Below are 12,652 nucleotides of genomic sequence, written 5' to 3' on the forward strand. Positions count from 1 at the left end.
TGAGCATGCATTCTCTTTTGTGACAAAGGCTTATGAGGTGTTTTTATGAGCGAAGCGAAGCATTCACGCCTGATCATCCTGGGTTCAGGCCCCGCCGGTTACAGCGCCGCCGTTTATGCCGCTCGCGCCAACCTCAAGCCGATGGTCATTACCGGCCTGCAAGCCGGCGGTCAACTGACCACCACCATTGAAGTCGACAACTGGCCGGGCGACGTGGAAGGCCTGACAGGCCCGGTGCTGATGGAGCGCATGCAAAAACACGCTGAGCGTTTCGACACCGAGATCGTCTACGACCACATCCATACTGCAGAGTTGCAGCAGCGTCCGTTTATCCTCACCGGCGATAGCGGCACTTATACCTGCGACGCACTGATTGTTGCGACCGGCGCCTCCGCGCAATACCTGGGCCTGCCTTCCGAAGACGCCTATGCCGGTAAAGGCGTCTCGGCCTGTGCAACCTGTGACGGTTTCTTCTACCGCAATCAAGTGGTCGCGGTGATCGGTGGCGGCAACACCGCCGTGGAAGAGGCGCTTTATCTGTCCAATATCGCCAAGGAAGTTCACCTGGTTCACCGACGCGACAAGCTGCGCTCGGAGAAAATCCTCCAGGACAAACTCTTCGACAAGGTCGCCAACGGTAATATCCGCCTGCACTGGAACCAAAACCTCGACGAGGTGCTGGGCGATGCCAGCGGTGTAACCGGCGCCCGCCTGCGGGACAGTAATACAGGCGAGACCAAAGACCTGGCATTGACCGGCGTATTCATCGCCATCGGCCACAAACCCAACACCGACCTGTTCCAGGGCCAACTGGAAATGCGCAACGGCTACCTGCTGATCAAGGGCGGCAGCGAAGGCGATGCTACGACAACCGGCATTGAAGGCGTTTTCGCGGCTGGCGACGTCGCCGATCATGTCTACCGCCAGGCCGTTACCTCCGCCGGAGCCGGCTGCATGGCGGCACTGGACGCCGAGAAGTACCTCGACGATAACTGATCACCTAGTGCCTCACGGCGGGCCATACGACCCGCCATCGCCCTCCCCTTCTGCAAGTCTGAATGCCATGCTGACCTGGTTACAACGCAACACCCTGACCTTCCCGCCGCTGGAAAAAGCCATGCGCGATCCCAATGGATTGCTCGCCGCGGGTGGCGATCTGTCTGCCGATCGCTTGATCCAGGCCTACCGCCATGGCTGCTTTCCATGGTTCTCGGAAGGCCAGCCGATTCTCTGGTGGTCGCCCGATCCGCGCACCGTGTTGTTCCCGGAGGAACTGCATGTCTCCCGCAGCCTGAACAAACTGCTACGCCAGCAGCGTTATGAGGTGACCTTCGACCGCGACTTTCGGTCGGTCATCCGGGCTTGCGCCGCTCCACGCGACCATGCAGATGGCACCTGGATCACCGATGCCATGCAGACGGCTTACCTGCATTTGCATGAGCGTGGCTATGCACACTCGGTCGAGGTCTGGGATCAAGGCGTTTTGGTCGGCGGACTCTACGGACTGGCGATGGGGCAACTGTTTTTCGGCGAATCAATGTTCAGTCGCGCCGACAACGCCTCGAAGTTCGGTTTCGCGACACTGGTCAAACACCTCCAGGAATGGGGTTTCGTGCTGATCGACTGCCAGATGCCTACCGACCATCTGCGCAGCCTGGGGGCACGCGCCATACCTCGCAGCCGTTTTGCCGGCTACCTGCAGCAGCACCTCGATCAACCCAACACTGCCACCTGGGTTTCCTAGGCGACTTCTCTCAGGCTGGCTTACACTTAATTCAAAAGCTTAATCCCGAGGGTTGATCATGACCGAGTTGGCGCGTTTGAAGTTTTATGCCACTCAGCCCCACTCTTGCAGCTATCTGCCCGAAGAACAGGCCACCACGCTGTTCCTCGATCCTAGTCAGCCCATGGATGTGCATGTCTACGCAGATCTCTCAGAAATGGGTTTCCGTCGCAGTGGCGACCACCTTTACCGGCCGCATTGCCAAAACTGCAATGCCTGTGTTCCGGCGCGAATTCCCGTGGCGCAATTTCAGCCTAATCGTCAGCAGAAACGCATCTTCAAGCGCAATGCCGATCTTCAGGTTCGGCCTGCAAAACCCGGTTTCAGCGAAGAATATTTCGATCTTTACCAACGCTACATCGAGCAGCGCCATGCTGATGGCGATATGTTTCCGCCCAGTCGCGATCAATTTTCAACCTTTTTGGTCCGCGACCTGCCGTTCTCAAGATTCTATGAATTCCGTCTCGAGGGGCGCCTTTTGGCGGTAGCCGTCACCGACCTGCTACCCAACGGCTTATCGGCGGTCTACACCTTCTACGAACCCGAGGAAGAACGCCGCAGCCTGGGTCGCTACGCGATTCTCTGGCAAATTGGCGAGGCCCGACGCCTGGAACTGGACGCGGTCTACCTTGGGTACTGGATCAAAAACTGCAAAAAGATGAACTACAAGACCCAATATCGCCCCATCGAGCTGCTGATTAATCAGAGGTGGGTCACCTTAAACTAGAAGCCCTTGGCTTAAACCCCATTTTTCGGGCACAATGCACGCCGCTTTTGCCTGGCGCAGTTGCACCGGGCCATTCATTGGATACCGAGGGCTTTACTGCATGTCGAAAGAAGACAGCTTCGAAATGGAAGGCACTGTCGTCGACACCCTGCCCAACACCATGTTTCGTGTGGAGTTGGAAAATGGGCACGTCGTAACCGCGCATATCTCCGGCAAGATGCGCAAGAACTACATTCGTATTCTTACCGGTGACAAAGTGCGCGTCGAGCTGACGCCCTATGACTTGAGCAAAGGGCGCATCACTTACCGCGCTCGTTAAACAAGTCAATACAGAACGCCCGGCTTATGCCGGGCGTTTTTGTTTGTCGACCAAACGCCAGACAGCAAAAAGGCGCCTTTCGGCGCCTTTCGCTTTACAGCAACAACTGTCAGGCCATTTCAGCCGTGGTCTCGAACTCGAAGGTCAACTCGTCGTCCTTGAGGTCGATGTGCACCACACCGCCATGCTCGGCCAGTTCGCCAAAGAGAATTTCCTCGGCCAGCGGACGCTTGATTTTGTCCTGAATCAAGCGAGCCATTGGTCGCGCACCCATCTGCACATCGTAACCACCCGCCGCCAGCCAGCCACGGGCAGCATCGGTCACTTCGAGCAGTACACGCTTGTCTTCCAGCTGCGCCTGAAGTTCGGTAAGGAACTTGTCCACCACGCTTTTGATGACCTCATGACTGAGGCGACCAAACTGGATAATGGTGTCCAGACGGTTACGGAATTCTGGCGTGAAGCTTTTCTTGATCGCTTCCATCGCATCAGAAGAGTGATCTTGATAAGTGAAGCCGATTGACGCACGCGCTGCAGTTTCGGCACCGGCGTTGGTCGTCATGATAACGATCACGTTACGGAAATCTGCCTTGCGCCCATTGTTATCGGTCAGCGTACCGTGGTCCATGACCTGCAACAGCAGGTTGAAGACCTCTGGATGCGCCTTCTCGATCTCATCGAGCAACAGCACGCAGTGAGGCTGCTTGGTGATCGCTTCGGTCAGTAAACCACCCTGATCGAAACCAACGTAGCCTGGAGGTGCACCGATCAAGCGGGAAACGGTGTGACGCTCCATGTACTCGGACATATCGAAGCGAACCAGCTCGATTCCCAGCGCCTTGGCCAGCTGCCGTGCGGCCTCGGTTTTACCAACACCCGTAGGGCCTGCGAACAGGAACGAGCCCACTGGCTTGTCAGGCGACTTCAGGCCGGCACGTGACAGCTTGATCGCAGTCGACAAGGAGTCGATCGCGGCATCCTGCCCAAACACTGTCAGCTTCAAATCACGCTCAAGGTTACGCAGCAGCTCTTTGTCCGAGCTTGTGACGTGCTTAGGCGGAATCCGCGCGATTTTCGCGACGATGTCCTCGACCTGAGGCACCTCGATGCGTTTCACACGCTTCTCGATTGGCTGCAGGCGCTGATAGGCACCCGCCTCGTCGATAACGTCGATCGCCTTGTCCGGCATGTGCCGATCATTGATGTAACGCGATGCCAGCTCAGCTGCGGCACGCAAAGCCTCATCACTGTATTCGATACCGTGATGCTGCTCGAAGCGCCCCTTGAGGCCTCTGAGAATGCCAATGGTGTCTTCTACCGAAGGTTCAGACACATCGACCTTCTGGAAGCGACGAGCCAGGGCACGATCCTTCTCGAAGATTCCGCGGAATTCCTGGAAGGTGGTCGAGCCGATACAACGGATATCACCCGAAGACAGCAACGGCTTGAGCAGGTTCGAGGCATCCATGACACCACCGGAAGCCGCACCGGCACCGATGATTGTGTGGATTTCGTCGATGAACAGGATCGCCTGCGGACGTTTTTTCAACTCGTTGAGCAACGCCTTGAAGCGCTTCTCGAAATCGCCGCGGTATTTGGTCCCGGCCAGCAACGCCCCCAGATCCAGGGAGTAGACAACGCTATTGGCCAACAGATCAGGCACCTGATTGTCGACGATGCGCTTGGCCAGACCTTCGGCGATCGCGGTTTTACCCACGCCCGCCTCACCCACCAACAGCGGGTTGTTTTTGCGTCGCCGCGCCAGAATCTGCGCAACCCGCTCAACCTCCAGCTCCCGGCCTACCAACGGATCTATTCGACCCTGGCGCGCGAGTTCGTTGAGGTTGCTGGCATAAGCATCCAGAGGATTGCCTGAAGAAGAAGACTCACCGCCCTCGTCGTCCTGCATATCTTGCTCACCTTCAGAGTGATCGCCGTGCCCTGGCACTTTCGAAATGCCGTGAGCGATGTAGTTGACGACATCGATGCGCGCAACGCTCTGCTGTTTCAGCAGAAACACTGCCTGACTCTCTTGCTCACTGAAGATTGCGACCAGCACGTTGGCACCAGTCACCTCGCGTTTGCCCGAGCTCTGTACGTGAAAGACAGCACGTTGCAGTACACGCTGGAAGCCCAGGGTTGGCTGGGTTTCGCGATCCTCATCATGGATAGGGATCAATGGCGTGGTGGAGTCGATGAACTCCTGCAGGTCATGCTTGAGTTTGTCGAGGTTTGCGCCGCAGGCACGCAGAACGGTGGCGGCTGCCTCATTGTCCAATAGAGCCAACAGAAGGTGCTCGACCGTCATGAATTCATGACGTTTTGAGCGGGCTTCCTTGAAGGCCAGATTGAGGGTGACTTCGAGCTCGCGGTTTAACATAGCTTCACCTCATACCCAAGTGGTCGGCGTTAACCGTCCTTCTCGATTTCACAGAGTAGCGGATGCTGGCTTTCCCTGGCGTACTGGTTGACCTGCATGGCCTTGGTCTCGGCGATGTCGCGGGTAAACAATCCACATACTGCCCGTCCTTCTGTATGAACGGCCAGCATTACCTTGGTCGCCAGCTCTCGATTCAGGTTAAAAAACACCTCGAGCACTTCGACGACGAAATCCATCGGTGTGTAGTCATCGTTGAACAAAACCACCTTGTACATCGGCGGCGCCTGTAAGGCGGGCTTAGCCTCCTGTACAGCCAAGCCAGCGGAATCGTCGTCGTGTAAATCCGGGCGATCCTGATTGAATGTTAGTCGAATCTGGCTGATTGCATGCATGGAAAGAAAGGTTCGTTAGTTGAACAAATACAGTGGTGGGGGCGCTCGGGCAGGATTTCAACTCTGACCGCCCGGTCACCTTGACTATCGGCAAAACGGTGTTACAACCAATAGAGCCCACAGTGGGTAAAAAAGGTCTGCACAGTCAACCAGATTTCCTGGTTTGGGTGCCGATGAACTGGATGATACTCCAGTGATGGAGTCTGTTGCAGAGGGATATGAGCATGGCGAGCGGCAAGGTCAAGTGGTTCAACAATGCCAAAGGGTATGGATTCATCAACGAGGACGGCAAGGACGAAGACTTGTTTGCCCATTACTCGGCCATCAAGATGGACGGTTATAAAACCCTGAAAGCAGGCCAGGCCGTGAGTTTCGATATCATCCAGGGGCCAAAGGGCCTGCACGCGGTCGAAATCAAGGCTGCCATTGCACAGCCAGCTCCGCTGCCCACGCCGAACCAACACGAAACCACGACGAGCTAAACACCACCAAACATCCAGCCATAAAAAAACCGGCCGACTCAATCGCTTGAGTCGGCCGGTTTTCGCTTAGCGCGGATCAGCTCACATGTGAGAGATCAGAGCGTCGCCGAACGCGGAAGAAGACAGCAATTTTGCGCCGTCCATCAGACGTTCGAAGTCATAGGTCACAGTCTTGGCCGAGATAGCGCCGTTGGTGCCTTTGATGATCAGGTCAGCCGCTTCGGTCCAGCCCATGTGGCGCAGCATCATTTCAGCAGACAGGATCAGCGAACCCGGGTTCACCTGGTCTTTGCCGGCATACTTTGGAGCAGTACCGTGGGTGGCTTCGAACATGGCGATGGTGTCGGACAGGTTGGCACCTGGCGCGATACCGATACCGCCCACTTCGGCCGCCAGGGCGTCGGACAGGTAGTCACCGTTCAGGTTCAGGGTCGCGATCACATCGTATTCAGCCGGGCGCAGCAGGATCTGCTGAAGCATGGCGTCGGCGATGGCATCTTTGACGATGACGTTCTTGCCGGTTTTAGGGTTCTTGAACTGCATCCAAGGCCCGCCGTCGAGCAACGTAGCGCCGAATTCTTCAGCCGCCACTTCATAGGCCCATTCTTTGAAGGCACCTTCGGTGAACTTCATGATGTTGCCTTTGTGCACGATGGTCAGCGAGTCGCGGTCATTGTCGACAACATACTGCAGGGCCTTGCGCGCCAGACGCTTGGTACCTTCCAAAGAAACCGGCTTGATGCCGATGCCGCAGTTCTGGTCGAAACGGATTTTGGTAACACCCATCTCGTCTTTCAGGAATTTGATGACCTTGATTGCTTCTGGCGAACCGGCTTTCCACTCGATACCGGCATAAATGTCTTCCGAGTTTTCACGGAAGATAGTCATGTCGACGTCGCCTGGCTTCTTGACCGGGCTAGGTACGCCTTCGAACCAGCGTACTGGACGCAGGCAAACGTACAGGTCCAGTTGCTGACGCAAGGCAACGTTCAGGGAACGGATGCCACCGCCAACCGGGGTGGTCAGCGGGCCTTTGATGGAAACGACGTAGTCTTTGACAGCGTCCAGAGTTTCCTGAGGCAGCCAGGTGTCCTGATCGTAGACCTGGGTGGCCTTCTCGCCGGCGTAGACTTCCATCCAGGAGATTTTGCGATCGCCGCCGTAAGCTTTCTTAACAGCAGCATCGACAACCTTGATCATAACCGGGCTGATATCGACGCCAATACCATCACCTTCGATGAAAGGGATGATCGGGTTGTTAGGAACATTGAGAGAATGGTCTGCATTGACGGTGATTTTGTCGCCGACTGCTGGAACCTGAATCTTCTTGTATCCCATGCTGAACTCCGTTGTGTGGATTGAACATCTGGCTGCGCTGGAGCGTAACCCAGTTGAATCTGGACGGAAACCTTATGTTCCATACGTCCAGGGCCGAACCTATACTCTTTGCTGCTTACAAGCCTGAAAGCAAAGGGAAAACCGACAAAGTTCAGTACTGAGACGATCAGTGTACGGCGACACCCGAACGCGTTCCTTTAGACCAATGGATGTCATCTCGAATACGCGACCTATCGTCGCAACACTAAAGACCTATGTATAATGCGCCGGTGACCACAGAGTCACACCGGCTGACCTGTCTGGAATGAGACTTTCAAGCCCGAAAACGCTGGGTTGTTACCGCGACCCGGCCGTCCGACGCTCGACTGATGCACCCAACATCACCGCGAAGAAACCTCGACTTTCGGCTCATGGATGACTTTGAACGAAAGCGCCCACCCTGCGCATCTCGAGATTCCGAGCACGCCTAGCAAAGAAGAGAGTTAATCCGAATATGCCCACCCGCTCGAAGATCATCTACACCTTCACCGACGAAGCCCCAGCCCTCGCCACCTACTCACTGCTACCTATCATCGAAGCCTTCACGGCCTCGGCTGATATCGCCGTGGAAACCCGCGACATCTCTCTTGCAGGACGCATCCTTGCCAGCTTCCCCGAGCAGCTGGGCGCAGGCAAAGCCGTGTCGGACCACCTCGCCGAACTAGGCGACCTGGCCATCACCCCCGAAGCCAACATCATCAAACTGCCGAACATCAGCGCATCGGTTCCGCAGCTCCAGGCGGCGATCAAAGAACTGCAAGCCAAGGGCTTTGAACTGCCGGACTATCCGGAAACCGTGACCAGCGATGCCGACAAAGACGCCAAGGCGCGTTACGACAAAATCAAGGGCAGCGCGGTCAATCCGGTTCTGCGCGAAGGCAACTCTGACCGTCGCGCTCCGCTGTCGGTCAAGAATTACGCCCGCAAGCACCCGCACAAAATGGGCGCCTGGAGCGCGGACTCCAAGTCCCACGTCGCTCACATGAGCGCTGGCGATTTCTACGGCAGCGAAAAAGCGGCCCTGATCGACGCCAAAGACAGCGTTAAAATCGAACTGATCGCTCGGGATGGCAACACCACCGTCCTGAAAGAAAAAACCGCCGTGCAAGCCGGCGAGATCCTCGATTGCGCCGTGCTGAGCAAAAAAGCCCTGCGCAGCTTTATCGCCGCTGAAATCGAAGACGCCAAGAAACAAGGCGTTTTGCTGTCGATCCACTTGAAAGCGACCATGATGAAGGTCTCCGACCCGATCATGTTCGGCCAGATCGTTGCCGAGTTCTATAAAGACGCCCTGAGCAAGCACGCAGACGTGCTGAGCCAGATCGGCTTCAACCTGAACAACGGCATCGGCGACCTGTACGCCCGCATCAAGGCATTGCCGGCCGAGCAGCAAGCTCAAATCGAAGCCGACATCCAGGCCGTGTACGCCGAGCGCCCGGCGCTGGCCATGGTCAACTCCGACAAAGGCATCACCAACCTGCACGTACCGAGCGACGTGATCGTCGACGCTTCGATGCCGGCAATGATCCGCGACTCCGGCAAGATGTGGGGCACTGACGGTCAACTGCACGACACCAAGGCCGTTATCCCGGATCGCTGCTACGCCACCATCTACCAGGCGGTAATCGAAGACTGCAAGCAACACGGCGCCTTCGATCCGACCACCATGGGCAGCGTGCCAAACGTTGGCCTGATGGCGAAGAAAGCCGAAGAGTACGGCTCCCACGACAAAACCTTCCAGATCAAGGCTGACGGTGTTGTTCGCGTTTCCGACAGCGCTGGCCGCACTCTGCTGGAACAGTCGGTTGAAGCCGGCGACATCTTCCGCATGTGCCAGACCAAAGACGCGCCGATCCAGGACTGGGTCAAACTGGCCGTCAACCGCGCTCGCGCGAGCGACACTCCAGCGATCTTCTGGCTGGACCCAATGCGCGCCCACGACGGCGTGGTGATCGAGAAAGTTCAGGCTTACCTGAAGGATCACGACACCTCCGGCCTGGACATCCGCATCATGTCGCCAGTCGACGCTATGGCGTTCACCCTGAGCCGCACCCGCGAAGGCAAGGACACCATCTCGGTGACCGGCAACGTGCTGCGCGACTACCTGACTGACCTGTTCCCGATCATGGAACTGGGCACCAGCGCCAAGATGCTGTCGATCGTCCCGCTGATGAACGGCGGCGGCCTGTTCGAAACCGGCGCTGGCGGTTCGGCCCCGAAACACGTCCAGCAACTGCTCGAAGAAAACTTCCTGCGCTGGGATTCGCTGGGTGAGTTCCTGGCGCTGGCAGCGTCCCTCGAGCACCTTGGCACCACCTACAACAACCCGAAAGCCCAGGTACTGGCCAAGACCCTTGATCACGCTACCGGTCAATTCCTGGACAACAACAAGTCGCCTGCGCGCAAAGTCGGCAGTATCGACAACCGCGGCAGCCACTTCTACCTGGCGCTGTACTGGGCTCAGGCCCTGGCCGCCCAGACTGAAGATGCCACCCTCCAGGCGCAATTCGGCCAACTGGCAAAAACCCTGACTGAGAACGAGGCGACCATCGTTGCCGAGCTCAACGCCGTCCAGGGCAAACCAGTGGAAATCGGTGGTTACTACCACGCCACACCAGCACTGATCAGCAAAGCCATGCGCCCAAGCGGGACCTTCAACGCAGCGATCGCTGCGCTGGTTTCCGATAACCTGGCTGCCTGATAGCGCTGCACCGCAACACCAGAACCCCGGCCCCGTGCCGGGGTTTCTGTTTCTGACACATATCTAGTGTGGGAGCGGGCTTGCTCGCGATAGCATCACCGCGGTGAGTCAGGCAAACCTCAGTGAACCCATCGCGAGCAAGCCCGCTCCCACATTAGATCTCCACCATATTCAAAAGCAGGCACCTACATGGATTGGCAACCCCACATCACCGTCGCCACGATCATCGAAGACCAAGGCCGTTTCCTGATGGTCGAGGAACTCGCGGACGGACGAGCGGTACTCAATCAACCCGCCGGACATCTGGATCCCGACGAAAGCCTGATCCAGGCTGCCGTCCGCGAAACCCTCGAAGAAACTGGCTGGGATGTCGAACTGACCGGCGTCATCGGCATCTACCTCTATACCGCTCCGAGCAACGGCGTGACCTACCAGCGCGTGTGCTTCGCTGGCAAACCGCTACAGCATCATCCCGACTATCAGCTGGACGACGGCATTATCGGCCCGCGCTGGCTAACCCGTGACGAACTGCTGGAACAACGCTCATACTGGCGCAGCGAGCTAATCATCCAGTGCATCGACGATTATCTGAGCGGCAAGTTGCACAGTCTCGAACTGATCCGTCCTTCTCTTTAGCCTTGCAGGCTCGGGCCTGCTAGAATCGCGTCCTTTTTCAAGACACTCATTGAATCCCTATGCGTGATCCAGCCCCTTCTGATACACAAAAGAAGCGCGTCATTGTCGGCATGTCCGGCGGCGTGGACTCTTCCGTTTCCGCCCTACTGCTGATCGAGCAGGGATACCAGGTGGAAGGCCTGTTCATGAAGAACTGGGAAGAGGACGATGGAACGGACTATTGCACCGCCATGGACGACCTGGCCGACGCTCAGGCCGTTTGCGACAAAATCGGCATCAAGCTGCACACCGCCAACTTCGCCGCCGAGTACTGGGACAATGTGTTCGAGCACTTCCTGGCCGAATACAAGGCCGGCCGCACGCCGAACCCGGACATCCTCTGCAACCGCGAAATCAAGTTCAAGGCGTTCCTCGACTACGCGATGATGCTCGGTGCTGACATGATCGCCACCGGCCACTACGTGCGCCGCCGCGACATAGATGGCCGCACCGAACTGCTCAAAGGCCTGGATCCGAACAAGGACCAGAGCTATTTCCTGCATGCCGTCGGCGGCCAGCAGATCGCCAAGACCCTGTTCCCTGTCGGCGAGCTGGAAAAGCCAGCTGTTCGCGCGATCGCTGAGAAACACGAACTGGCGACCGCGAAGAAAAAGGATTCCACCGGGATCTGCTTTATCGGCGAACGCCGTTTCAGCGACTTCCTCAAGCAATACCTGCCAGCACAACCTGGCGAGATCAAAACCACCGAAGGTGAAGTGATCGGCCGTCATCACGGCTTGATGTACCACACCATCGGTCAGCGCCAGGGCCTGGGCATTGGTGGCCTGAAAGACGCTGGCGAAGAACCGTGGTACGTGCTGATCAAGGACCTGGAGCACAACGAGCTGATCGTTGGCCAAGGCAATGACCACCCATGGTTGTTCTCCCGCGCCCTGCTCGCCTCAGACATCTACTGGGTCAACCCGGTCGATCTGAGCACGCCGCGCAAGCTCACCGCGAAAGTCCGCTATCGCCAAAGCGACCAGCCATGCACGCTGGAAAAAACCGCCAACGGCTATCGCGCAACCTTTGATGACCCGCAACGCGCCGTCACGCCAGGCCAATCGGTGGTGTTCTACGACGGTGAAATCTGTCTCGGCGGCGGCGTGATTGAAATAGCCGAACCCTGGAGCAGTAAGGACCAGCGCGCATGAGTCCGATTCAGGAGCAACTGACGGCCCTTGGCGGTGTGTTTCTCGCGGCGGTATTGGTCGACAAGATCGCCAAGACCGGCCAGGTCACTGAAGCCGGCCTGAGCTGCATGCTTTCCAGCCTACTGATCCGGGATCCGAAAGACACCCTGGAAGTCTACGGCGGCGACGACATCAATCTGCGCGAAGGTTATCGCGCACTGATTGGCGCTCTGGAGCGAGACCCGAACACCCTGCAACGTGAGCCTCTGCGTTATGCACTGTCGATGCTCGGTCTCGAACGGCAACTGGCCAAGCGCGATGACATGCTTGAAATCATCGGCAAGCGTTTGCCGCAGATTCAGTCCCAGGTCGAACACTTCGGCCCTGCTCACGAGAACGTGGTAGCGGCCTGTGGCGCACTGTACCAGGACACCTTGAGCACCCTGCGCCAGCGGATTCAGGTGCACGGTGACATGCGCAACCTGCAGCAGCCGAGCAATGCATCAAAAATCCGCGCCCTGCTGTTGGCCGGCATCCGTTCGGCACGGCTCTGGCGCCAGTTGGGCGGCCATCGCTGGCAGCTGGTGGTCAGCCGACGCAAATTGCTGAAAGAGCTTTACCCGCTGATGCGCAGCAGCTGAACCGCGCCTGAAACATCGTTTTTTTAGTCTGTACGCGTAAGA

Annotated in this window: 12 protein-coding genes; 9 read left to right on the forward strand and 3 right to left on the reverse strand. The window is 57.4% G+C overall.

Annotation, left to right across the window (positions count from 1 at the left end; genetic code table 11):
• The first annotated feature begins 45 nt into the window (after nt 1–45).
• The 4 genes from trxB (at nt 46) to infA (ending at nt 2,829) form a co-directional block, all read left to right on the forward strand.
• The gene (trxB, locus tag ACN1C3_RS03385; protein WP_419114371.1) at nt 46–996 is read left to right on the forward strand and encodes a thioredoxin-disulfide reductase; all 951 of its coding nucleotides are present in this window, start codon (nt 46–48) and stop codon (nt 994–996) included.
• Nucleotides 997–1,063: 67 nt separating this feature from the next.
• Entirely contained in the window at nt 1,064–1,744 is a 681-nt protein-coding gene (aat, locus tag ACN1C3_RS03390) for a leucyl/phenylalanyl-tRNA--protein transferase (protein WP_419114372.1), read from the forward strand.
• Nucleotides 1,745–1,802: 58 nt separating this feature from the next.
• Complete coding sequence (locus ACN1C3_RS03395) at nt 1,803–2,510, forward strand: arginyltransferase (RefSeq protein WP_419114373.1); 708 nt, start codon at nt 1,803–1,805, stop codon at nt 2,508–2,510.
• 100 nt (nt 2,511–2,610) lie between these two features.
• Nucleotides 2,611–2,829, forward strand: coding sequence for a translation initiation factor IF-1 (gene infA, locus ACN1C3_RS03400; RefSeq protein ID WP_002553999.1), 219 nt, complete (start codon nt 2,611–2,613; stop codon nt 2,827–2,829).
• A 109-nt stretch (nt 2,830–2,938) separates the two neighbouring features.
• Here infA and clpA read toward each other — a convergent pair whose 3' ends face one another.
• Together clpA and clpS are read right to left on the reverse strand one after the other, a co-directional pair.
• A complete protein-coding gene (gene clpA / locus ACN1C3_RS03405) occupies nt 2,939–5,209 on the reverse strand; it encodes an ATP-dependent Clp protease ATP-binding subunit ClpA (RefSeq protein WP_419114374.1) in 2,271 nt (756 codons plus the stop codon).
• Between the two features lie 29 nt (nt 5,210–5,238).
• Nucleotides 5,239–5,601, reverse strand: a complete 363-nt coding sequence (gene clpS / locus ACN1C3_RS03410) for an ATP-dependent Clp protease adapter ClpS (RefSeq protein WP_419114375.1) — start codon at nt 5,599–5,601, stop codon at nt 5,239–5,241.
• Between the two features lie 224 nt (nt 5,602–5,825).
• Here clpS and cspD point away from each other — a divergent pair, with 224 nt between their 5' ends.
• Nucleotides 5,826–6,083 (forward strand): cold shock domain-containing protein CspD, encoded by a 258-nt coding sequence (cspD, locus tag ACN1C3_RS03415; protein WP_419114376.1) that lies wholly within the window; start codon nt 5,826–5,828, stop codon nt 6,081–6,083.
• 81 nt (nt 6,084–6,164) lie between these two features.
• Here cspD and icd read toward each other — a convergent pair whose 3' ends face one another.
• A complete protein-coding gene (icd, locus tag ACN1C3_RS03420; RefSeq protein WP_419114377.1) occupies nt 6,165–7,421 on the reverse strand; it encodes an NADP-dependent isocitrate dehydrogenase in 1,257 nt (418 codons plus the stop codon).
• A gap of 493 nt (nt 7,422–7,914) precedes the next feature.
• On the opposite strand from icd, the gene ACN1C3_RS03425 reads away from it, so the two are divergent.
• The 4 genes from ACN1C3_RS03425 to hflD all read left to right on the forward strand — a co-directional run bounded on the left by ACN1C3_RS03425 (nt 7,915) and on the right by hflD (nt 12,610).
• Entirely contained in the window at nt 7,915–10,161 is a 2,247-nt protein-coding gene (locus tag ACN1C3_RS03425; protein ID WP_419114378.1) for an NADP-dependent isocitrate dehydrogenase, read from the forward strand.
• A 189-nt stretch (nt 10,162–10,350) separates the two neighbouring features.
• Nucleotides 10,351–10,797: an NUDIX hydrolase gene (locus ACN1C3_RS03430; RefSeq protein ID WP_419114379.1), complete on the forward strand. Its 447-nt coding sequence runs from the start codon at nt 10,351–10,353 to the stop codon at nt 10,795–10,797.
• Between the two features lie 59 nt (nt 10,798–10,856).
• Entirely contained in the window at nt 10,857–11,990 is a 1,134-nt protein-coding gene (gene mnmA, locus ACN1C3_RS03435) for a tRNA 2-thiouridine(34) synthase MnmA (protein WP_419114380.1), read from the forward strand.
• On the forward strand, nt 11,987–12,610 hold the full coding sequence (hflD, locus tag ACN1C3_RS03440) for a high frequency lysogenization protein HflD (protein WP_419114381.1): 624 nt from the start codon (nt 11,987–11,989) through the stop codon (nt 12,608–12,610). Before mnmA ends, hflD begins: the two co-directional genes overlap by 4 nt.
• The last annotated feature ends 42 nt before the right edge of the window (nt 12,611–12,652 follow it).

The organism is Pseudomonas sp. H11T01 (genome assembly GCF_048515765.1).
Lineage (GTDB): Bacteria > Pseudomonadota > Gammaproteobacteria > Pseudomonadales > Pseudomonadaceae > Aquipseudomonas.